At 64.0% G+C, this 21,636-nt stretch carries 18 protein-coding genes; 10 read left to right on the forward strand and 8 right to left on the reverse strand.

Annotation, left to right across the window (positions count from 1 at the left end):
• Nucleotides 1-198 precede the first annotated feature (198 nt).
• From AC16HO_RS15435 to AC16HO_RS15470, 8 genes are all read left to right on the forward strand, one after another.
• Complete coding sequence (locus AC16HO_RS15435) at nucleotides 199-1,434, forward strand: glycosyltransferase (RefSeq protein ID WP_395641341.1); 1,236 nt, start codon at nucleotides 199-201, stop codon at nucleotides 1,432-1,434.
• A complete protein-coding gene (locus AC16HO_RS15440; RefSeq protein WP_395641340.1) occupies nucleotides 1,424-2,545 on the forward strand; it encodes a glycosyltransferase in 1,122 nt (373 codons plus the stop codon). The genes AC16HO_RS15435 and AC16HO_RS15440 overlap by 11 nt, the downstream gene beginning before the upstream one ends.
• 22 nt (nucleotides 2,546-2,567) lie before the next feature.
• Nucleotides 2,568-4,373: an asparagine synthetase B family protein gene (locus AC16HO_RS15445; RefSeq protein WP_395641339.1), complete on the forward strand. Its 1,806-nt coding sequence runs from the start codon at nucleotides 2,568-2,570 to the stop codon at nucleotides 4,371-4,373.
• Nucleotides 4,363-5,562, forward strand: a complete 1,200-nt coding sequence (locus tag AC16HO_RS15450) for a glycosyltransferase (protein ID WP_395641338.1) — start codon at nucleotides 4,363-4,365, stop codon at nucleotides 5,560-5,562. The genes AC16HO_RS15445 and AC16HO_RS15450 overlap by 11 nt, the downstream gene beginning before the upstream one ends.
• A complete protein-coding gene (asnB, locus tag AC16HO_RS15455; RefSeq protein WP_395641337.1) occupies nucleotides 5,562-7,442 on the forward strand; it encodes an asparagine synthase (glutamine-hydrolyzing) in 1,881 nt (626 codons plus the stop codon). The genes AC16HO_RS15450 and asnB overlap by 1 nt, the downstream gene beginning before the upstream one ends.
• A gap of 17 nt (nucleotides 7,443-7,459) precedes the next feature.
• The gene (locus tag AC16HO_RS15460) at nucleotides 7,460-8,770 is read left to right on the forward strand and encodes an O-antigen ligase family protein (RefSeq protein ID WP_395641336.1); all 1,311 of its coding nucleotides are present in this window, start codon (nucleotides 7,460-7,462) and stop codon (nucleotides 8,768-8,770) included.
• A gap of 199 nt (nucleotides 8,771-8,969) precedes the next feature.
• Nucleotides 8,970-10,034 (forward strand): acyltransferase family protein, encoded by a 1,065-nt coding sequence (locus AC16HO_RS15465; RefSeq protein WP_395641335.1) that lies wholly within the window; start codon nucleotides 8,970-8,972, stop codon nucleotides 10,032-10,034.
• Nucleotides 10,035-10,247: 213 nt separating this feature from the next.
• On the forward strand, nucleotides 10,248-10,397 hold the full coding sequence (locus AC16HO_RS15470; RefSeq protein WP_395641334.1) for a hypothetical protein: 150 nt from the start codon (nucleotides 10,248-10,250) through the stop codon (nucleotides 10,395-10,397).
• A 227-nt stretch (nucleotides 10,398-10,624) separates the two neighbouring features.
• Here AC16HO_RS15470 and AC16HO_RS15475 read toward each other — a convergent pair whose 3' ends face one another.
• The 5 genes from AC16HO_RS15475 to AC16HO_RS15495 all read right to left on the reverse strand — a co-directional run bounded on the left by AC16HO_RS15475 (nucleotide 10,625) and on the right by AC16HO_RS15495 (nucleotide 16,395).
• Nucleotides 10,625-11,752 carry a glycosyltransferase family 2 protein gene (locus AC16HO_RS15475; protein ID WP_395641333.1) on the reverse strand — a complete coding sequence of 376 codons (1,128 nt, stop codon included), beginning with the start codon at nucleotides 11,750-11,752 and terminating at the stop codon, nucleotides 10,625-10,627.
• The gene (locus AC16HO_RS15480) at nucleotides 11,749-12,753 is read right to left on the reverse strand and encodes a polysaccharide deacetylase family protein (RefSeq protein ID WP_395641332.1); all 1,005 of its coding nucleotides are present in this window, start codon (nucleotides 12,751-12,753) and stop codon (nucleotides 11,749-11,751) included. Before AC16HO_RS15480 ends, AC16HO_RS15475 begins: the two co-directional genes overlap by 4 nt.
• The gene (locus tag AC16HO_RS15485) at nucleotides 12,648-13,979 is read right to left on the reverse strand and encodes a hypothetical protein (RefSeq protein WP_484335570.1); all 1,332 of its coding nucleotides are present in this window, start codon (nucleotides 13,977-13,979) and stop codon (nucleotides 12,648-12,650) included. The genes AC16HO_RS15480 and AC16HO_RS15485 overlap by 106 nt, the downstream gene beginning before the upstream one ends.
• 167 nt (nucleotides 13,980-14,146) lie before the next feature.
• A complete protein-coding gene (locus tag AC16HO_RS15490; protein WP_395641330.1) occupies nucleotides 14,147-14,932 on the reverse strand; it encodes a P-loop NTPase family protein in 786 nt (261 codons plus the stop codon).
• Nucleotides 14,929-16,395, reverse strand: a complete 1,467-nt coding sequence (locus tag AC16HO_RS15495; protein ID WP_484335575.1) for an XrtA system polysaccharide chain length determinant — start codon at nucleotides 16,393-16,395, stop codon at nucleotides 14,929-14,931. Before AC16HO_RS15495 ends, AC16HO_RS15490 begins: the two co-directional genes overlap by 4 nt.
• Here AC16HO_RS15495 and AC16HO_RS15500 point away from each other — a divergent pair.
• Complete coding sequence (locus tag AC16HO_RS15500; RefSeq protein WP_484335576.1) at nucleotides 16,292-16,522, forward strand: hypothetical protein; 231 nt, start codon at nucleotides 16,292-16,294, stop codon at nucleotides 16,520-16,522. The two genes, AC16HO_RS15495 and AC16HO_RS15500, sit on opposite strands and share 104 nt — an antisense overlap.
• Here the strand turns inward: AC16HO_RS15500 and AC16HO_RS15505 are convergent.
• The 3 genes from AC16HO_RS15505 to AC16HO_RS15515 form a co-directional block, all read right to left on the reverse strand.
• Nucleotides 16,519-17,199, reverse strand: a complete 681-nt coding sequence (locus AC16HO_RS15505) for an XrtA/PEP-CTERM system exopolysaccharide export protein (protein WP_484335571.1) — start codon at nucleotides 17,197-17,199, stop codon at nucleotides 16,519-16,521. The two genes, AC16HO_RS15500 and AC16HO_RS15505, sit on opposite strands and share 4 nt — an antisense overlap.
• A gap of 30 nt (nucleotides 17,200-17,229) precedes the next feature.
• Complete coding sequence (locus AC16HO_RS15510; RefSeq protein ID WP_395641327.1) at nucleotides 17,230-18,237, reverse strand: NAD-dependent epimerase; 1,008 nt, start codon at nucleotides 18,235-18,237, stop codon at nucleotides 17,230-17,232.
• Between the two features lie 179 nt (nucleotides 18,238-18,416).
• A complete protein-coding gene (locus tag AC16HO_RS15515) occupies nucleotides 18,417-19,709 on the reverse strand; it encodes a nucleotide sugar dehydrogenase (RefSeq protein ID WP_395641326.1) in 1,293 nt (430 codons plus the stop codon).
• A gap of 477 nt (nucleotides 19,710-20,186) precedes the next feature.
• On the opposite strand from AC16HO_RS15515, the gene AC16HO_RS15520 reads away from it, so the two are divergent.
• A complete protein-coding gene (locus AC16HO_RS15520) occupies nucleotides 20,187-21,584 on the forward strand; it encodes a TIGR03013 family XrtA/PEP-CTERM system glycosyltransferase (protein ID WP_395641325.1) in 1,398 nt (465 codons plus the stop codon).
• The last annotated feature ends 52 nt before the right edge of the window (nucleotides 21,585-21,636 follow it).

Here is a 21,636-nt window from a genome sequence, read left to right on the forward strand (position 1 = left end):
GGCATGATGCCATCGCGGTGGCGCGGGCGGATCACAATGCGCGGTCGCGATCGACCGCATGGCCTCTGCTAGAGTACCGTATATGATCGCGACCACGCACCGCACACTGCTCTCGCGCCGCCTGGCCGGCGCACTGCACATCACGCCCGCACGCACCGACGCGCATCCGTTGCCAGTCAACGCGAACGGAGCAATGCGATGAACGGTACGCTGCTGCTGCCCGCGCGCGTCGTCTACGTGGTTTCGCTGTTTCCGTGCTGGTCGGAGACCTTCATCGTGCGCGAGATCGCAACGCTGGTCGAAGCCGGCGTCGACGTGCTGATCGTCTCGCTCAAGCCACCGAGCGAAACGATGGTGCAGCCGGAAGCCGCCGCACTGCTGCCGCGCGTGCTGCATCCGCTGTCGGCCTCGCGCGCGCCGTGCGCGTGGCTGCGCGCACTCGCCGCGCACCCGCTCGCGCTCGCGCGCGCAGGCGCGACGGTCATGCGGCGGCTGTGGCGACAGCCACGCGTGATGCTCAAATCGCTGGCGACGCTGGCGCGCGGCGTCGAACACCTCGACCGCCTGCGCGCGTTCGACGCGGACTTTCTGCACGCCCACTGGGGTACCTACCCCTCGACCGCGGCGTGGCTGCTCGCCGGCCTGCTCGGCAAACCGTTCGGTTTCACCTGCCACGCCCACGACATCTTCGTCGACGATCAGTTGCTCCGGGAAAAGATCGAAGGCGCGGCGCTGCCGGTGACCATCTCACGCTACAACATCGACTGGCTGGCCGACCGCGTGACGCCGCGCGCACGCGAACGCCTGCGCGTCGTCCACTGCGGCGTCGATCTCGGTGCGCTGCCGTGGCGACGCGAAGGACGCGAGGGCGGCCTGATCGTCGCGGTCGGCCGGCTCGATCCGATCAAGGGCTTCGACGTGCTGATCGAAGCGCTCGCATTGCTCAAGCAACGAGGCCGTGCATTCCGCTGCCGGATCATCGGCGAAGGCCCGCAGCGCGCGGAACTCGAGGCGGCGATCGCTCGCCACCAGATCGGCGACCGGGTCGAACTCACCGGCGCGCGCCCGCAGGCGGACGTGCGCGCAGCGCTCTACGCAGCGCAGGTGTTCGCATTGCCGAGCGTGGTCGCGGCCGATGGCAACCGCGACGGCATTCCGGTTGCGCTGATGGAGGCGATGGCGGCCGGCGCGCCGTCGGTCAGTACCGCCGTCTCCGGCATTCCGGAACTGATCGAGCACGAACACAGCGGCCTGCTCGCCGCGCCCGGCGACGCGCGCGCACTCGCCGAGACGCTTGCGCGCCTGCTCGACGACCACGCGCTCGCCGACAGGCTCGCCATCGCGGCGCGCATGCGCATCGAACGAGATTTCGATGCAGGCTGCGAGGCACGCAAGTTGCTCGCCCTGTTCAACGGAGCCGTAGATGCAGCCTAAACGTCTGCTGATCGTGAGCGACGAAATGGAAGTCGCCGGCAGCCAGCGCCAGATCGCGCATTTCCTGTGCAACATCGATCATGCCGAATGGCAGCCCGAGCTGCTGTACTTCCGCCGGCCGTCGTTCCTGCTCGAGCAAATCGCCGCGTCCGGCACGCCGGTCCACCAGATTCCGAAGAACAGCGCCATCGCCCCGAACTTCGTGCTGCGACTTGTCCGTTTCCTGCGCCGCGGCCGCTACGATGTCATCCACTGTTTTTCGCTGACTGCGGAACTGTGGGTTTCGATCGCGCATGCGCTGGTGCGCCGCCCCGCGTTGATCGTCTCGATGCGCGACATGGGCGACATGTTGACGCCGCGGCAGTGGACGATCAAACGCGCCCTGTGCCGCAACGCCGACGCGATCATCTCGAACTCGCAGCGCGCCGCCGATAGGCTCGCGCGCGAGCTCGGTGGACGCCGGCCGATCGACGTCGTGCCGAACGGTATTGCGGCGCCGCGCCTGCTCGATGCCGGGCGGCGCGCCGAAATCCGCGCGACACTGCCGATCGCGCGCCGCGACGCTGTCGTCGCGCTGTTCGTCGGCCGCCTCGCCACGCAGAAGAACGTCCCGCTGCTGCTCGATGCGATCGCCGGCCTGCCCGCAGCGCAGAGGCCCGAGCTGCTGCTCGCCGGCAGCGGCCCGCTGCAGGCGCAGCTCGCGACCCAGGCCGACGCACTCGGCATCGCCGCGGACGTGTCCTTTCTCGGCGAGCGCAGCGACGTCGGCGATCTCATGCAGGCTGTCGACCTGCTGGTGCTGCCGTCGCTCGACGAAGGCTTGTCCAACGTGGTGCTCGAGGCAATGGCCTCGGGGCTGGCCGTCATCGCAAGCCGCGTCGGCGGCAATCCCGAGGTCATCGTCGACGGCGAAAGCGGCTTGCTGTTCGACTCCGGCGACCGTACGGCGCTGATCGCGCATCTGCGCGCGCTGATCGGCGACCGCACGCGCCGCGAAACGCTCGGCCGCGCCGCGCGCGAACGCATCGCCAACCACTACTCGATCGACGCACTGGTCGCGCGCACCTGTGCCATCTACCGGCGCGTGCTCGACGCGAAGGCTGTGCGATAATCTCGCCAAGGGAGTTATTGGAATGAATCGAGTCACCGAACCGGGCATTGGCGCGGACCTGACCGGAGATTTCATCGTCGCGTTTGGTCCGCAGGCGAGCACGCTGCTTGCACCGCCGCCGGGATTCGCATGTGCCGCGCGAGCGCCGGGCGTGGTCGCGTGCGTGCGCGGCGACGTCGCGCACGGCACGGCGGCGGACGGCACCGGTTGGCTCGGCATGGCCGACCTCGTCGGCGGCGCGCACATTGATGCCGGCGCGACCGCGCTGACCGGCGCGCCACCACAGGCGGACTGGCGCGGGCGTTTCGTGCAAGTGCTCTGGCGCCCGGCGGAAGACCGCGTGGTCGCATTGACCGACCATTTTTCCACGTTGTCGCTCTATGCATTCGCGCACGGCGACACGCTGTTCCTCGCCAGCGATCTGCGCCTGCTAGCCGCGCTCGACGCATGCGCACGCGAGATCGACCCGGTCGCGGTCTACCACTATCTCAACTTCGGCTGCTTTCCGGCGCCGGCCACGGTCGTGCGCGGCATTCACCGTGTCGAGCCGGGCACGCGCCTGATCTGGGAATGCGGCAAGCTCGCATTCGAGCGCTATTTCGTGCCCGAGTATGCCGAAGACGTTGCCGGCGACGACGACGCGCTCGCCGCGACCCTGCGCGAGCGCATCGTCGCCAGCGTGCACGACTACCGCCCCGCCGACGCCTGGGGCTGCTTCCTCTCCGGCGGCACCGACAGTTCCAGCATTGTCACGATCCTCTCGCGCCAGGGCGGAAAGCGCGTGCGCAGTTTCTCGATCGGCTTCGACGAGGACGGCTACGATGAACTCGGCTACGCCGGCATCGCCGCCGCAGCCTGCGGCGCCGAATCGATCAGCGCGCGCGTCGGTCGCGCACAGGCGATCGCGCTGGTCGAACGCGTGATCGACGCCTACGACCAGCCGTTCGGCAACGCCTCGGCGGTGCCGACGCTGGCCTGCGCCGATCTCGCCGCCGAACACGGCGGCACGCGTACGATGGTCGCCGGCGACGGCGGCGACGAAATCTTCGGCGGCAACGAACGCTATGCGAAAGACCACGTGATGGAGACGTACTACCGGCTGCCGCGGCCGATAAGGGCGGTCGGCGCACTCGTGCGTCGCGCCGCGAGCGGCAGCCGCAGCCATTTCGTCAACCGCGTCGAGAACTTCTTCACGCGCGCGGCGCTGCCGAATCCGGACCGCTTCTATACCGACGATTCGTTCGCCTCCGACCACTACGTCGAGCTGCTCGACGCCGGCTTTCGTGCGCAGGTACCGCGTGACAGCTCGCTGGCCTGGATGCGCACGGTCTACGCGCTCGGCGGCACTGCCGCGCCGCTGCACCGGATCATGCGTCTGGACCTGCTCAATGCGATCGCGCAGAACGACCTGGTGAAAGTGCACGGCGCCTGCAAGGCGCGCGGCATCAGCGCGCGTTTCCCCTACCTGGACCCCGAGCTCGTGCGCTACACGGGGCGATTGCCGGCGCGCTACAAGGTGCGCGGCACGCACAAGCGTTACCTGTTCAAGCGTGCGATGGCCGGTATCCTGCCCGAAGCGGTGCTGCGCAAGAAGAAGCAGGGCTTCGGCTTGCCGACCGCGATCTGGTTGCGCCACGATGCGGCATTCCAGTCGATGGTACGTGACGTGCTGTTCGACAGCCGTTCGCGCACGCGCGGCTGGTTTTCCGCACCGTTCATCGAGAAGCTGCTCGTCGAACACGGCAACGGCAGCTGGGACTACTCGAACGAGATATGGCGCCTGCTCGTGCTCGAACTCTGGCTGAGGAAGCATCTCGATGGCCGCTGAACCGCGCCCGTTGCGCGTGCTGATGGTCCTCGACAGCTGCTATCCGGCGGTCGGTGGCGGCGGTGCGGAATCGCAGGTGCGCACGCTCGCGCTGCACCTGAAGCGCATCGGCCAGCGTGCGACCATTCTGACGCCGCGCGTGCCGCACGGCCGGCAGGTGACGATCGAACGCATCGAAGGCATACCGGTAGTGCGCATCCGGTATCCGTTCGTGCGCGGCATCGGCAGCCTCGTGTTGTGGGCGCGCTTCGTCACATTTCTGTCCGTGCACGGCCGCCGCTACGACGCCTGGCACGCGCACATCGCACACTATCTCGCCGCGCTCGCAGCGGTCGTCGGGGCGATGCTTGGCAAGCCGGTCGTGCTGAAGGTTTCCGGCTGGTGGGAACTCAAGCGCGGCGTACTCGACCCGCAGAAGGGCTTGCTTGCGGCGTTGGCGCGGCGCGGGCTGCGCAAAGCGAGCGCGGTACAGGCGATCAGCCGCCGCATCGGCGCCGAGCTGGCACACAACGGATTCCCGGCGGAGCGCATCGTTGCGCTGCCGAACGCCGTGGATACGTCGCGTTTCGGCGCGACGCGTCCGCCGCGAAACGACGCCGCACCGACCTTCCTCTTCGTCGGCCGTCTCGTTGCCGAGAAGGGGCTCGACACCCTGTTCGGCGCCTGGGCCGACGCGTTCGGCACGAGCGCGAAGGCACGCCTGCTGCTGGTCGGCGACGGTGCGCTGCGCGAACCGTTGCTCGCGCAGGCGAAGACTAGCGGCATCGCCGCACAGATCGAGTTTCTCGGCCATCGCAGCAACGTCGAAGAATTTGCCGCCGCCGCCGACATCGGCGTGCTGCCATCGACGATCGAAGGCCTTTCCAACTCGCTGCTCGAATTCATGGCCTCGGGCCTGCCGACGATCGCCAGCCGCGTCAGCGGCAGCGAGGACATGGTGATTCCCGGCAACAACGGCTGGCTGTTCGACGTCGGCGACCGCACGCAGCTGGCGCACTGCCTGCTCGAGGCCGCATCGATGGATCGCACGCGCTTGCGTCAACTCGGCGCCGCTGCGCGCGCGCGCATCGCGCACGTGGCTGGCCTCGATAACGTGGTCGGCAAATTGCTCGCGCTGTACCGTGGCACGCGGCCGGCGGAATTGTGCGATGCCGCTGTCGTCGAGCCGACTTCGCCGGGAGGTGTCTGATGTGCGGCATCGTCGGCATCGTGTCCGCACCGGGTCGCCGGCCGCCGTCCGCCACGGTCGGCCAAGCGATGAACGACGCGATCCGCCATCGCGGGCCGGACGACCAGGGCTTGCATATCGACGAGCAGGCGCTGATCGCGATGCGCCGCCTGGCTATCATCGACCTCGCCAGCGGCCACCAGCCGATGCAGAGCGAGGACGGCGCCGTCCATATCGTTTTCAACGGCGAGATCTACAACTACCGCGAGCTGCGCGCGCAACTCGTCGCGCGCGGGCATCGCTTCGCCACGCAGTCGGACACCGAAGTCATCCTGCGCGGCTATCTCGAATACGGCGCGGCGTGCTTCGAGAAACTCAACGGCATGTACGCGATCGCGTTGTGGGACAGGCGCACGCGCAGCCTGCTGCTGGCGCGCGACCGCTTCGGCGAAAAGCCCCTGTTCTATCAGGACGACGGCGAACGCCTCGTGTTCGCAAGCGAACTGAAATCGCTGATCGAAATGCCCGGTTTCGCGCGCACGATCGACCCGGCCGCGGTGCGTGCGTACGTGACCTTCGGCTACGTGCCGAACCCCGGCAGCATCTTCGCCAACGTGCGCAAGCTGCCGCCGGCGCACTACCTCGTCTACCGCGACGGCCGCAGCGAACTGCACCGCTACTGGTCGCTGGCGCGGAACGGCGTGAGCGCGACCGACGAGCGCGAAGCCGAAGACCTGCTGGCGACGAAACTCGATGAAGCGGTGTCGAGCCGGCTCGTCTCCGACGTGCCGTTCGGCGCGTTCCTGAGCGGCGGGCTCGATTCGAGCGTCGTCGTCGCGCTGATGAGCAGGCACCTGTCGCAGCCGGTGCAGACGTTCTCGATCGGCTTCCGCGAGCAGGCCTACAACGAGCTCTCCGACGCCCGCCGCGTCGCGCGGCATCTCGGCACCGAGCATCACGAACTCGTCGTCGAGCCGGACGCGGTCGCGCTGTTGCAGCAGTTGGTCTGGTATCTCGATGAACCATTCGCCGATGCGTCGGCCGTGCCGACCTTCCTCGTCGCGCAGCTCGCGCGCACGAAGGTAAAGATGGTACTGACCGGCGACGGCGGCGACGAGGCGTTCGGCGGCTACGATCGCTACCTGCGCTTCCTCAAGCTGCAGGGCCTTGGTGCCGCGCGACCACTGGCGTCGCTCGCCGCACGCACGGCCGGCAGCATCCTGCCTGGAGCGAACGGTTATCGCCTGCGCCGCATCGGCGAACGCCTGCGCCAGGAGTTCCCGGACAGCTACCTCAGCGGCGTTGCGCTGACCTCACCGGATTTGTCGGCCGCGCTGCTCGGCGAAGCCGGCGGGCGCAATCGCTACGAAGGCCTGCACCTCGACACCGCCGCGCTCGCACGTCTCGGCGATCTCGACCGCGCCGTCGCGATCGATTTCGCGAGCTATCTGCCCGACGACATCCTGGTCAAGCTCGACCGCATGGCGATGGCGAATTCGCTGGAAGGCCGCTCGCCGCTGCTCGACCATCGCCTCGTCGAATTCGCGGTCAACCTGCCGCCGTCGCTGCGCGTTCGCGGCGGCCGCGGCAAGCACCTGCTGCGCCGCGTTGCCGCGCGCTGGCTGCCGCCGGACGTGCTGGCCAAGCCGAAACAGGGTTTCGGCATTCCGCTGGCCGAGTGGTTCCGTGGCCCGTTGCGCGAACTCGCCGAGGACACGTTGGCGAGCCGCGCGTTCCGCGAACGCGGCATGCTCGATCCAGGCGCCGCGCGCCACTGCCTCGACCGCCACCTCGCCCATGCCGCCGACATGAGCGAAACATTGTGGGTGATCCTCTCGCTGGAACTGTGGTGTCGACGCTTCCTCGACGCACCCGCGCCGGCAGCGACGACTGTTGCCTGAGACGGAGCGAGACGGCCATGCTGCGCTTTCTTCTGATCCTGCAAATCGTCTACAGCGTCTACCAGGACCACTACACGATCGAGACTGGCATCCCCGGCATCAATCTGCCGAACCTGCTGTTTCTGGTCACGCTGTTCCTGATCGCGACAGGCAACAAGGACGCGGAACCGGCGCAGCCCGCGCGTTTGCGCAGGCCGCTGCTGTTGTTCTTCGCCGCGCTGACGATCGGCTTCGTGATCGCTCAGATGCGCGCACCGGGCGACCTGATGGTCGACATCACCTACCTGAAGAGTGCGATCTTCTCGCCGCTGCTGTACTTCCTCTACCTGCGCTGCAAACAGGACTTCAAGACCACGCGCCTGTTGGTCATCGTCGTCGCCGCGGTCGCCGCCATCGCGGCCGTGCAGGCGGTGCGGCAGGGTCTCGACTACGGCCTCGGCAACTACAACGAGACGCATCGCGCGACCGGCCCGTTCGGTTCGAACATCAGCAACGCGAACCGTGCCGGCGTCTACTTCGCGATGTTCCTGCCAATGTTCATTGCGATCGCGCTGTTCTTCCGCCAGTTCTGGTGGCGGTTGATCGCGCTTGGCTGCGTCGGCCTGCTCGCGTTCGGGTTGCTCGTCACCTATTCGCGACAATCGTATTTCATCGCGCTGCTCGGACTCACGGTGCTGCTGCTCCGGCGCAATGTCGTGCTCGCGGTCGTCATCGGCGTGAGTCTGGTCTCGCTGGCCGGCTACCTGCCCGAGAGCGTGACGCAGCGCGTCGCCGAGACGGAACAGCACGGCAAGCACGGCGAGGCGGAAGTCGACGAAAGCACCGCAAGCCGCTGGGAAATCTGGGCCGGTGCGATGGAAATGTGGAAGGCAAACCCCCTCGGCGTCGGCCTCAACCGCTTCAAGACGGAGATCGGCAACTATTCGAGCTTCAAACACTACGACGCGCACAACTTCTACGTCTTGACCCTCGCAGAACTCGGCCCGCAAGGCCTGTTCGCGCTGTTGCTGCTGTGGCGCGCACTGTTCTCGCTCGGTGCGTCCCTGCGCAGGGCGGCGCCGACCGACAACGCCGAAGCGCGTGCGCTCGCGTTCGGCTTCAGCGTCGCGACGTTGGATGCGGCCGCCGGTTGTTTGTATGGCAGTCCATTCCTCCAGGGCCCGGTGATGGCCAGTTACTGGATTCTTTGCGGCCTGCTCGAACGCTACTTCCACCTGTTGCGCGAACGGACCGATGCCGGCGCGACGCCGGCTGGTGCGCCCCCGCAGCCCGTGCTTGCGGCGCGCTATCCGCTCGCCGCGCGCACACTGCCGAGAGAACGTAAATGAGCCGGATCCTGCCTTGCGCCTTTCAAAAATCGACATGACTCTGCTATCTTGATCGGCGCGTTCCTGGATGTCCGCTGCTCCGCCCCGCTGCCGGAAAGCACGTCCGTCTGAGCGCCGATACTTCACAAAATACTCGGCATGACCTTCTCGTGCGGGGGAGCCGCCCGGGCCAGAGCCACAAAACGCAGGCCAAATTGCCGTGCAAGATGACCGGGTCAATGAAATCGACTTGCTGCGCTTCCTGGCGGCGCTGTCCGTAGTTTTTTTCCACTACTCGTTCCGGGGATACGCCGCGGATTCCCTGTCCGTGATGCCCTACCCAATGCTGGCTCCGGTATCCAAATACGGCTACTTCGGAGTCGAATTGTTTTTCATGATCAGCGGCTTCGTCATCCTGATGACCGCGGCCAGTGGCAGCCTGCGCGGCTTCATCGTTTCACGCATCGTTCGACTCTACCCGGCTTTCTGGGCCTGCTGCACGATTACCTTTGTCATTACCATCGCCGTGGGCGCGCCGCGCTACTTCGCGTCGTTTGGCCAATATCTGGCCAACATGACCATGCTGAGCGGATTTTTCAACGTGCCTTCCATTGACGGCGTGTATTGGTCGCTGTTCGTTGAAATCCGGTTTTATCTGATGGTTGCAGTCTTGTTGACATTCGGAATGATAGAGAAGGCGCAGATTTTCATCGTGGGCTGGATAATTTGCTCGATACTTCTGGAAATATTCCCGGTCGAAAGATTGCAAACACTGCTGATTACGGAATATTCCCCGTATTTTGCCGCCGGCGCGACGTATTTCCTGATCTGGAAGAACGGATTTTCCGCGGCGAGGATTGCAACAATTTCAACCGCATGGGGATTGGCCGTGTATCAGTCCTTGAGAGGATTGAAGGGTTTTGTGGCCCATTTCCATACCGACATGAACGGCTGGATAGTCGCCATGATAGTCACGACCTTCTTCGTCGTGATGCTGCTGGTCGCGCTGCGTCGTACCGGGCTGTTTGGCAGAACCCGCTGGCTTCTGCTCGGCTCTCTCACTTACCCTCTGTATCTCCTGCATCAGCATATCGGCTACATCGTTTTCAATGCGGCGTATCCAGCCATCAACAAGCATCTGCTTTTTTGGGGGACGATCATGGCCGTAGTAGCTTTGGCACATGCGGTACATGTTCTGATCGAAAAGCCGATCTCCTCTCCGATGAAGGCTGCCCTGAACAGGCTTTCGGATCGCGTTCAACGCCTGGCTTTGCGCTCGAACTGAACGGCGATTCCGGTATGCGAGGGTGAGATGTCCGCCACTCGGCGCTCACTCCTGTCGACAACTCCGATGCCCTGGCCACATCATGAAGCTCGTCCTGCGGTGAACTGCCGTGAGCCAATGCCCAACCACGTACGTCAATTTTGAATCGGCGCCCAGACAGCGTGCCTCAACTCGATTGGCCCCGCGGCAGCGGGTACCGTGGCACTGAACCCCGTGTCGACGCCCGAAATCGAAAAGCTGATGCTCGTGCACACGCCGCCGCAGTGGCTGGTCGAGGCGCCCGCATTGCGCCGGCGCGATTGCCTGTTGCCGGCGCGACGTGGAACGCCGAGCGTGAATGCCGACGTGCGGCTGGCCACGTGAACAATCAAGGCGTACCCGGGCGCGGACCTGTGCGTGCCGCATCGCGGCGTCCCTGAAGCGCGCTGATTCCTGCAGCACATCGCCCTTGCACGCAGATCTCGACCGACGGAGTCCGGGAGCACGCGCCGCGTGCAACACGCCGAGTGTGCAGTTGACGTTCATACGGCGGAAGACGGACGCGACCGACCGGCATCAGCGGCTTGGTCATGATCGCGGGAATCCAGCGACTAACTTTTCTTCCATAGCCGCTGCGGATCGTGTTGCAGCCGCAGCCAGGCTGGCAAGGAGACGAATGCCGCGGCGTTGAGCATCAGGAATGTGCCGGCTGCGGGCAAGAGCGGAATGCGCGCCGCCAGCCGCGGCGCGAGCAATGCCCCAAGCGCGGCGAGATAGCACAGGGTCTGCAGGCCGAAGACGGCTCGATAAGGCCCTCCGGCCGCAGCGGAGGCAAGCCAGGAACCAAGCAGGGCCCAAGGCGCGAGCAGACGCAGGAACTTGTGCGAGAACCAGGCGAAGAAAACCGGATTGCGCAACGGATTCAACAACCAGGGCAGGCGCGCGATTAACTGCCAGTTGCCTGCTAGGGTACGCGTCTTGCGCCGGAATTCCGCTTTCGCATCTGCGCTCGCGATATCGTAGGCGACCGCATCGCGCGCCATCCACACGCGATGGCCGGCACGAATCACCTCCAGCGGTACCCACATGTCGTCGAGGATCGTGCCGGCCGGCATGGCACGGAACAATTTCGTGCGCAGCGCATATACCGCACCACTGACGCCATGCAGGCAGGACAGCAGGGCCTCGCTTTCGCGCAGCGACTTCTCGATGCGCCAGTAGAGCCCGATGCTCGCCGGAGCGGGCCGCGCGAGATCCTCGACGATCTCGAGTTCGCCGCTGACGGCACCGACCGAAGGATCGGCGAATGCCGCCAGGAGGCGTCGCAGCGCGTCCGTCGCGAAGCGTTGCCGCGCATCGGTGAACACTACGAATTCGGTCGATACCGTCTTGAGTGCCGTATTCAACGCCATCGCCTTGCCGGCGTTCCCGGCGAGGGTGATGACGCGCACGCTTGCATCTATCTGCGCGGCTGTCTCGGTTCCGTCGTCGCTGCCATCGCTGACTACCAGCACTCGGAGTTTTTCGCGTGGATAGTCCTGCTCGAAGATATTCTCGATACGCGCGGCGATACGCGCGGCTTCGTTGCGTGCGGCGATCACCACGGTCACGTCCGGCGTCGTTTCGTCCTGCCGGGGCGCTTTGCCGGTCGTGCCGGCGAGCACCCGCATCAGCAGCGGGTAGCCCAGATACGCATATCCGACCAGGACGAGGCCCAGCCAGAAAATGGCGACGATCATGGCCCAAACATGCGTGCGCGCAATTGCTCGTAGCGCCGGTTGCCGAGCATGCGTTTGGGTAGCCGCAGCGCATGGTAGCGCATGCGCGCCATGCGAGGCCCGATACCGCTCCATGTGACCATTCCCGCAAACTCCTTCATGCCCATTCCACGCGTTACGGCGAGGCGCTGCAGGTACGAATCCGCGTGCCAGCCACGATTTGGCCCGGGTTCGGAATTGAGCAGATAGCGATATCCCAGCCGCTGTGCGACCAGGCGCTCGCGCTCGCCGCCGCGACCTCCGGGCAACGCCAGCGCGTCGACGGCCTTGCCGGTGGCTTGTTCGAGCACCTGCCTGCTGAAACTCAACTCCTCGTCGAGGTCGCCCGGCGCCAGGTCTTCGAGGTAGCGATGCGTGCGACCGTGCGATTGCACTCCCATCCCGGCCGCGCTCAATGCGCGCACATCGGCGGACGTGAGCATGCCGTCAGTGCCGATGAAATCGCTGGTGACGAAGAATTCCGCGACGAAACCGCGTTCACGCAGCAGGGGCAGTGCGACTTCGAAGTTGCTGACGTCGCCGTCGTCGAAAGTGATGACGACCCGCTTCCCGCCGCGCGCATCGTCGCCGCACAGTTCATCGAGGCGCACGCTGCGATAACCCCGTGCGAGAAGCCAGTCGAGCTGCGCGGAGAAAGCCTGCGCGGTGACGCTGTAGACGGGCTCGTAGCGACCGCGACTGCTCGCGTCCGCATGGATGCCGTGGTACATCAGCACCGGGAGCGACGTCTGCGCCATGCCGGAGCGCCTGTCGTGTCCGTGCCCGGGCTGGGCGCCGTGGCGTTCGCCGCCCGCGTCCAGAAATGCGTTATCCGTCATGCTCAACCACTCGATCGATTCATCGTCCCGGTTCCGCTTCAGCGTCTGAAGATGATCGTGAGCATCGCGATGTTTTCGCTGAATTTCTGCAGAACCTCGGTGCTCGACCGCTGGTTGCGGATCAGATCCACGCGCCAGCTCCACTGACGGCTGAGCTGGTTGGTCAAGCTCAGACCATAGCGCAAGTCTTCGTCGTGCCGGTCGATCTGGGTGTACTTGCGTGTTTCTTCCGCCGCGCTGAACCCCAGGGACCACAACGGTCGCAGCAGATAGTTCGCCGTGGCGATCATGCCGTGCGTAGTCTGGTCGGTCGCCCCGAGCGCGGCCTCGTTCGCGGACGGCACCAGCGAGTACTGCAAATCGCCGAAAAAAGGCGCGAGACGAACGTTGAGTCGCGGCGCCTGGTATGTATAGCTCGCATCGAACCGCTTTTCCAGAAAGGCCTGCGAGGTGATCGGTACGCTGCCGGTAACGATCGGGCCTCCGGTCGTGCGTGCGATCAGCGCCGACGGATCAATCATCAAATCCTCGGTCGCGTCCGAGTAGCGGCGCACGAAGCCCAGCTCGAATGCGCTGGAGGGCGTGGCACGCCATTTGAGGTTCCCGCGCAGCAGTGGGCCGGAGCGGCCCGGAGCATGTGAAAAATCCAGACCGGTATAGCCGAGCGAAAAATCCAGGTCGATCTGGGAGAGTTTGCTGAGGTAGCGCGCATACGCGGAATAACGATCGTAGTCGGGCCCGCCCGAGGAATCGGTGAAGTGGATGTGTTGGGCGTCCACGTTGGCCGACAACTGGTCGGTCTGGCTGAGGTCGCGGATCGCGCGTACGCCGATCGAGGTCCGCTGGGAATCGAATTCCTTGACCACCGATGCGGTACTGTCGGTGAAACGCAGGTCAGCTTCGCCGCGCATGCCCGACCCGACCCGGAACATCAGCGTCGGCCCAAGGCTGAAGACGTTGGTCTGCTGCTGCTGGCCGGGTGCATTGCTGCTCTGGAACACGTTGACCGGCTGAACCCCTGCATAGTCCTCGAAATCGAAGCTCAATCGTTGTGGCAGGATCACCCAATTGGCGATACCCGACAGTTGTCCGCGCAATTCGTTGTCGAATCGCCCTCCCAGGTAGTCGCGGTACTCAATCGTGCCGTTCGCTTGCGCCTGCAAGGTCGAGCCTTGCTCGACCCAATCGAAGGTAAGCCTCGGAATCAGCACGTTGTCGTCGACGCGCTGAGTGGCGGTCTCGGCGATGTTGTCGCTGTGCTCGACACCGACCTGCAGCGTGTAGTTCAGCGATTGCGCATCCGCAGTAGCGGCCGCGATGAGCGACGCACCAACCAACCATGCCGCCTTGCCGCACTGCCGCAGGGCCAAAAAAAGAAATGCGTCGATTTCCACCACGGGCGCACCGCGCATCGAGGCCCGGCTACGTGGATCCGGACAATTTCCTGCCCGCTTCGCGATGAGTCGTCGCCAACTCGCAGGAAACCCTGAATCGTTCGAAGTACCACGAGGAATGTCCGACATGAGCCGTCCCCCCTTCAGGGCAACTGATTGAACACCACGCCGGCCAACTTGCTCGGATCGAATGTCGCTACCGCCTGGTTGATCTTCGCGGCGGTATCGCGCCCGTACGCGGCGACGACCACGATGAAGTCGGCAAGATCGGAGAGAATACGCGCATCCGGCGAACCTTTGATGGCCGGACCATCGAGAACCAGATACCGATCCGCATAGCGCTTGCGCATCTGGTGTATCACCATCTGCATGTTGATCGACGAATAGTATTCCCCATTCATCTCCTGCGGCCGCCCGGTAGGCACGAGGCGCAGGCGCGGAATCCCGGTTTGATAGATGAACTGGCCAAGATTGGCGCCCGGGTGCTCGATGCAATCGAACAGCCCCCCCTTCGTGGGCTCGACGCCGAACACCTTGTGCTGACTTGGATGCCGAAAATCGCAATCGACCAGCAACGCGGTTTTCGCCTCGTCGAACGCAAAGGCAGCGGCAAGATTGCGCGCGACGAAACTGCCGCCGTAGCCCGGGCCGATCGGCGCTACCATCGTCACGAAGTTGTTGGTTCCCGCGGCAAGCGCGAGAAGGCGCGTGCGCAGTTCACGGAACGCATCGGACATTCCGCCCGAAACATCGTCGGGCACGATCAGACGCAATGCCTGGCGCTCGCGCAGCGACAGCTCCGACGACTGCTCCATTCGCGCGATCGCTGTGCTGGAAGAGCCGCGCTGCAACATCGTTCCGGTACGCACGGTCTGCGGCGCCTGTCGCTCCACCTGCTCGGGCAAGTTGTCTTCGTTGACGACGTTCATGATGCTCTCGAATGCAGCAGGACGACCAGGACATATGTGGCAAACACACCGAACACGATCAGGACGAGCGCAAGCGTGCCCAGCCTCGCGCGGCGCCGCTCCCTGATCGTCGTGCAGACCGGAATTGTGACCAGCACCGGCAGTCCGGTCAGACGTTCGAGTTGCTCACCCGAACGCACGCGCGTATCCAGACGCGCCAGGGCAAACAGCAACAGCGCTGGCAACCCAATGCCGAGGACAAGCCCCGCCAGGCTGAAATGTACGAAGCGCAAGCCGACCGGCTGCACCGGCTTGATGGCCGGCTCCTGGATTGCAAACGTCAAGCCCTGATGGTCCGCGTCGAGGTTCATCGACACACGCGCATTTTCACGTCGTTTGAGCAAATCCTGATAGGTGTCGCGGTTGACTTCGTAGTCGCGCGTCAGCTCCGCAAGGTCGTTCTCCGAGTCGGCGATGCGGCGACTGCGCTCCAGTTCGCCATTGAGCAAAGCCTGGCTTGCATTCATGCGTGAGGCGGCCGCTCCGGCGTCGAAACGCACTTCAGCCATCTTGCTGCGCAGCTCCAGGTACAGCGGGTTGGTAATCGCCACGTCCGAGCCCGCCGCGGAGACTCCCGCCGCCTGGCGCGCTTCGCTCCGGTTCTGCTCGCGTTTGAGCGCCTCACGCACGTCTTCCATTTCGTGACGTACGCGAATGACGTCCGGATGTTGGTCGGTATAGGTCAGGAGCAGTTTATCGAGTTCGTTCTGCAACTCCACCAACCGCACGCGGAACTGCCCCTCGCGCGTCTGCGTCGCCACCACCGCCGACTCCCCGGAAATCTGCGAGTTGAGCGATGCGGCTTTCGCATTCAGCGCCATCGTTTCGATACGCGCATTTTCGACCTGGCTGCGCAGCGCGCTGATGCGCGTATTCGAATCGGTGGCGCTGCCCGGCCGCGCATCCACGTTCTTGGCGCGGAACGCCTTGAGCTTGTCTTCGGCATCGGTCAGCTTCTTGTGATACTCCTCCACCTGGCCGCTGATGAATTCGAACGCTTCGCGGCTTTCGCGCTCCTTGGCGGCGAAGCTCTCCTGAATGAAGCGATCGGCCATCAGTTTGTCGGTCTTGTAGGTGCGCTCGGGATCCGAATCGGCGTAAGCGATCTGGATCAGATTGTCCTTGTAAAGATTGATCGTGGTCCGACCTTTGATGGCATCGATGATCTTTTCCTGTTCGACGGGACCCGGCTTGCTGTCCAGCCAACCGCCCGCGGCCAGGACCTCGTCCATGATCTTGCGGCTGAAGATCACTTCGCGCGCAATCGCGGCGCGGTCCGTGACTCCGGTCGGCACGGCCCTGCCTTCCATGAGCGGCTTGATGATGCTGTTTTCCTGCACGAGGATCGTGGTCGAGGAGACGTATTTCTTCGGCCACCACAATCCGAGCCCCAGCGCGGTCAAGGCAACGACCGCGAATATCACACCGATCGTCAGCTTCCGGCGCTCCGCCTCGTTGACGAGAACACTCGTCATCTCCTTGGTGGTAATCAACTCGCCACTCATGATCGTCGCCCTTGCCTGCCCGATGAAGTGCTCTGCCCGCGCCTAGAAGGAGCGCTCAGGCACGGTGATGATGTCGCCCGGCTGTACCGGGTAGTTCGTCGACAGATCACCCTTCTTCAGGATTTTGTCGAGGCGCACATCCATGGCCTTGGTCGCCTCCCCATCCTTGCGATACAGCTCGGTCCGGTCCGCAGCCGCGAACTCCGTCGTGCCGTTCGCTGCGAGAACCGCGTCGAGCACGGTCATCCCCTGCCGGTAGGGGACTGAAACCGGCTGGCGGACAGCACCGGTGACGCGCACCCGGGACAGGTACTCGTGGCTGTGCAACTGGGTGAGGATGACCGCGACCTGGGGTTCGCGCACATAGGCCGCGAGTTTTTCCTTTATCGCCGCGGCAACTTCTTCGGGGGTACGCCCGCCGGCAATCACATCCCCGCCCAGCGGGATCGATATGCGTCCATCCGGACGCACCGGCACGGTGACGCTCAAATCGGGGTTGTGCCACACCGATACCTGCACGACGTCGTCCACGCCGATGCGATAAACATCGACACCCATGCCCGGCGCCGGCCGGGATGGGGCGGGTTCGGCGCTCCACACGCAGGTTGCAAACGCCAGCGAGCAAACGAGGCTCACCACGCGAAACACTTCGCCGAGCGGCATCGTTCCCGCCGACCGGCACAGGCCGAACTCACGCAAAAATCGGAACATTCGTTTCATCATGGTTTGTCCGGTCAAAGTCCAGTCAGCCACCTATACCGAGTAGTACTCCCGATACCAGCGCACAAAGCGCTCGATACCGACCTCGACCGGCGTTGCCGGGGAATAGCCGACATCACGACGCAATTCTTCGACATCCGCGTGCGTATCGGGCACGTCTCCGGGTTGCAATGGCAAGAGAACCTTTTGCGCGCTGCGCCCGAGACACGACTCAAGGATTTCGATGTACCGCTCCAGCTGTACGGGGTGGTGGTTGCCAATATTGTATACACGATACGGTGCGAAGGATGACGCGGGATTCGGCCGCAATGCATCGAAGGACGGGTCATTGGCCGGAACATGGTCGAGTGTACGGATGACACCCTCGACGATGTCGTCGATGTAGGTGAAGTCGCGGCTGTGACGCCCGTGATTGAATACCTCGATAGGCTCACCCGCGAGGATCTTGCGCGTGAACAGGAACAACGCCATGTCCGGTCGCCCCCAGGGGCCGTAGACGGTAAAGAACCGCAATCCGGTCGTCGGCAGTCCGAACAGATGGCTGTAGGTATGAGCCATGAGTTCGTTGGCCTTCTTCGTCGCCGCGTACATGCTGACCGGGTGATCGACGGAATCGCGTACCGAAAACGGCAGTTTGCGGTTGGCGCCGTACACCGAGCTCGAGGAGGCATACACCAGATGCTCGACCGCATGATGCCGACACGCCTCCAAGACGTTGAGGAATCCGACGATGTTGCTGTCGACATAGGCACGTGGATTCTCCAACGAGTAGCGGACTCCCGCCTGTGCCGCGAGATTGACCACGCGCGCGGGCCGGAATTCCGCGAAACAATGCTCGACTGCTGCATTATCCTCGAGGTCTGCCTTGACGAACCTGAATCCGGGCAAGGGGGTCAGCCGCGTCAGTCGCGCCTGCTTGAGCCGCGGGTCGTAGTAGGCATTGAGGTTGTCGAAGCCGAGCACCTCGTCGCCGCGCGCCAGCAGCCGCTCGCTCAGCGCCGATCCGATGAAGCCTGCGGCACCGGTAACGAGAACTTTCATGATTCGGAATACCCTGGGATGACGACAGGAAGGAGACGACTCGGCCAGGAAAGAAAGGGGCGCATCACGGCAGACACTGCACGACGCCTGCCTGAAGAGCACGACTGCCGTGACCTGCTACTCGATGCGCCGTCGATGAAACCCATGACCCTGGATCCGTAGAATAGCTACTCAGAAACTTACAGCCGATCATCCACCGCCGACTTCGCCAGGGCGTGCTTGACGTCGAACAGTATACTGTTGGGCTTGCCGAGAGCGCGAATGTTCTCCGCGCCCATCTCGACGAATTGGCGATGCGCCACCGCCAGGATGATGGCGTCGTACTTTTCCGCGCCGAGCTCGGCAAGCAGGTCAAGACCGTATTCGTGGCGCGCCTCGGCCGCACCGACCCAGGGATCGTACACGTCCACGCGGGTATCGTAAGCCCGGAATTCGTTGACCAGGTCGATGACGCGTGTATTGCGCAAGTCCGGGCAGTTTTCCTTGAACGCCAGGCCGAGCACGAGGACATTGGCATTCGCAACCTGGATGCGTCGCTGGGTCATCAATTTGATCACGCGCTGCGCCACGTGCGAGCCCATGCTGTCGTTTATGCGCCGCCCGGAAAGGATGACCTCGGGATGGTAGCCGAGCTGCTGCGCTTTGTGCGTGAGATAGTACGGATCCACGCCGATGCAATGACCGCCGACGAGGCCGGGGCGGAACGGCAAGAAATTCCACTTCGTCCCCGCCGCCTGCAGCACCTCGAGCGTGTCGATACCGAGGCGTTGGCTGATCAACGCGAATTCGTTGATCAAGGCGATGTTCACGTCGCGCTGCGTGTTTTCGATCACCTTGGCCATCTCGGCGACACGGATACTCGATGCGCGATGCGTGCCCGCCTGGACGATCTCGCGGTACAGCGCGTCGACGAACTCCGCGGCCGCCGGCGTCGACCCCGAGGTGATCTTGACGATGCTTTCGAGCCGGTGTGTCTTGTCACCCGGATTGATGCGTTCCGGGCTGTAGCCGGTATAAAAATCCACATTGTGGCGCAGGCCCGAGGCGCGCTCGATGATCGGCACGCAGATTTCCTCGGTCGCGCCCGGATAGACGGTCGATTCGAAGATCGCGATGCCGCCGGGCCGGATCGCCCGGCCCACGGTCAGACTCGCCGACTCGAGCGGATGCAGATCCGGGCGCTTGAACTCGTCGATCGGGGTCGGCACGGTAACGATGAAAACGTCGCGGTCGCGGAGGTCGGCCGGATCATGGCTGAAGCGCAATTGCGCAACCGCTTCAAGTTCCTCGGCGGAAATTTCCAGCGTGTGGTCGTGGCCATCGCACAACTCGCCGATGCGCGCGACATTGACATCGAAGCCGACCACATCGCGCCGCCGGCCGAATGCGACCGCTAGCGGCAGTCCCACATAACCCAGACCGATGATCGCCACACGCGCCACATCCAGGGGCGCCAACGGCACGTTCGTCATAGACCGAATCCAGTAGCAACAGGGAGAACTTCCGGCACTCAGGGGCCGTTATGCTTTGCGGAGCTGCAGCATGCCACGAGCATAACGCCCGGCATCCCGCCACCCGTCATGTTTCATCAGAAGCCTTGGCTGACGATTACACGGGTTTCGGGTTGCACAGCCAAGACATTCGCAAATTGTGTGTACTGTTTCACATTATCGACGAATGTGCTAGGCTGCGGGTCCGGTCAGAATAGTGGAAACCGGTTCAAGGGGGGATCGTGGGGCGTCTCTCCCACGATCGGTGACGTTATCCTGAAGGCGCCATTTTTGTGCGGTGCAATATCTGCAGCGGACCACCGTGCCGTGGCCGCAGCCCGAATTCCGCCCCGGTGCCCGCCGACGTAATTGTCGCCATCCAGTCCTGTACTGGACCATTGTCATCTTCGATTGTGTGACGCCCGGACAGCTTCTCGGAACACCCAAGGAGTAGGTCAGATGCTTCGCTTCCTCCGTCAACAAATGCCGCGCTGGCTGATTGTGCTGGGCTTGTGCGAGTGCGCGCTGCTCGTGCTCTGTGTCCACTTGGCGATGTATCTTCGCTATTTCAGATCGCCGGCGGAGCTCCAGACCTTTTCCCAGGGCTTGCTGTTGCGCAGCTTTCTCTTTGCGCTGTCCCTGATGGTTGGAATGGCCGCGCTCGGGCTGTACCAGGCGCATGTGCGTGAAACCGCGTTCGGCGTGCTGCTACGGCAGGCGGTCGGCTTCTTGATTGGCAGCATTGTGCTGGTGCTTGTCTACTACGCGATCCCGCAGACCTATATCGGACGCGGCGTATTCGGCCTTTCGTTGCTGTTCGGGCTGCTGGCGGTTTGCGCTTTCCGTATCTGGTTCCTGAGCATGATCGACAGCGAGATGCTCAAGCGCCGCGTCGCGGTATTGGGCGCCGGCCAGAGCGCAACGGCGATCCATCGCTGGCTCAGTGACCCCGGCAATCGACGCACCCTCAACCTGGTCGGCTACATTCCGGTCGGCAGCGATCCGGTTTGCGTTCCGCAGGGCCAATTGCTTTCGATCAATGCATCGTTGTTTCAATGGGCCGCGCAGAACGATGTTGCCGAAATCGTCGTCGGCCCCGATGATCGGCGCGGGGTGTTGCCCATGGAGCAACTGCTCGAATGCAAGCACAACGGCATCGAAGTGACCGATGTCGGCCGCTTCCTCGAACGCGAATCCGGCGAGATCAACCTCGCCGTGTCGCCGTCCTGGCTGGTGTTTTCCGAAGGTTTCCACGCCACCCTGCTGCGCAAGGCGACCAAGCGCGCCTTCGACATCGCCAGCGCCACGGCGGTCCTGCTGTTGACCTGGCCGTTCATGCTGCTGGTCGCGCTGGCGATTCGGTTGGAATCCGGTCGCGGACAGCCGATCCTCTATCGGCAACGCCGCGTCGGCGAGCATGGTCGTGCGTTCCACCTGTACAAGTTTCGCAGCATGCGCACCGATGCCGAGCGTGATGGCGTCGCGCGCTGGGCTTCGACAAACGACGATCGGGTAACACGAGTCGGCCGCTTCATCCGCAAGGTGCGGCTCGACGAACTGCCGCAATTGTGGAACGTGTTGCGCGGTGAAATGAGCTTCATCGGCCCGCGCCCGGAACGCCCCGAATTCGTCGACGGCCTGAACAACAAGATCACCTACTATTCGTTGCGTCATTCGGTGAAACCTGGGCTGACCGGCTGGGCGCAATTGCGCTACCCCTACGGTTCGAGCGAGGAGGATGCCTCGATGAAACTCACCTACGACCTGTTCTACGTGAAGAACCACAGTCTGCGTTTCGACATGATGATCTTCATCCAGACCATCGAAGTCGTGCTGTTCGGACGCGGCGCGCGCTAGGGTTGCCACGCATCGGGCGCTCAAGTGCAACCCATTCGACTGGACCGAACGA

It is taken from the genome of Rudaea sp. (genome assembly GCF_057139185.1).

Excerpts from the sequence above, each read along its gene's own strand:
- AC16HO_RS15435 (WP_395641341.1), top strand. The coding sequence starts at position 199 with ATGAACGGTACGCTGCTGCTGCCCGCGCGCGTCGTCTACGTGGTTTCG.
- AC16HO_RS15440 (WP_395641340.1), top strand. The coding sequence starts at position 1,424 with ATGCAGCCTAAACGTCTGCTGATCGTGAGCGACGAAATGGAAGTCGCC.
- AC16HO_RS15445 (WP_395641339.1), top strand. The coding sequence starts at position 2,568 with ATGAATCGAGTCACCGAACCGGGCATTGGCGCGGACCTGACCGGAGAT.
- AC16HO_RS15450 (WP_395641338.1), top strand. The coding sequence starts at position 4,363 with ATGGCCGCTGAACCGCGCCCGTTGCGCGTGCTGATGGTCCTCGACAGC.
- asnB (WP_395641337.1), top strand. The coding sequence starts at position 5,562 with ATGTGCGGCATCGTCGGCATCGTGTCCGCACCGGGTCGCCGGCCGCCG.
- AC16HO_RS15460 (WP_395641336.1), top strand. The coding sequence starts at position 7,460 with ATGCTGCGCTTTCTTCTGATCCTGCAAATCGTCTACAGCGTCTACCAG.
- AC16HO_RS15475 (WP_395641333.1), bottom strand. The coding sequence starts at position 11,752 with ATGATCGTCGCCATTTTCTGGCTGGGCCTCGTCCTGGTCGGATATGCG.
- AC16HO_RS15490 (WP_395641330.1), bottom strand. The coding sequence starts at position 14,932 with ATGAACGTCGTCAACGAAGACAACTTGCCCGAGCAGGTGGAGCGACAG.
- AC16HO_RS15500 (WP_484335576.1), top strand. The coding sequence starts at position 16,292 with ATGATGCTGTTTTCCTGCACGAGGATCGTGGTCGAGGAGACGTATTTC.
- AC16HO_RS15505 (WP_484335571.1), bottom strand. The coding sequence starts at position 17,199 with ATGATGAAACGAATGTTCCGATTTTTGCGTGAGTTCGGCCTGTGCCGG.
- AC16HO_RS15510 (WP_395641327.1), bottom strand. The coding sequence starts at position 18,237 with ATGAAAGTTCTCGTTACCGGTGCCGCAGGCTTCATCGGATCGGCGCTG.
- AC16HO_RS15515 (WP_395641326.1), bottom strand. The coding sequence starts at position 19,709 with ATGACGAACGTGCCGTTGGCGCCCCTGGATGTGGCGCGTGTGGCGATC.
- AC16HO_RS15520 (WP_395641325.1), top strand. The coding sequence starts at position 20,187 with ATGCTTCGCTTCCTCCGTCAACAAATGCCGCGCTGGCTGATTGTGCTG.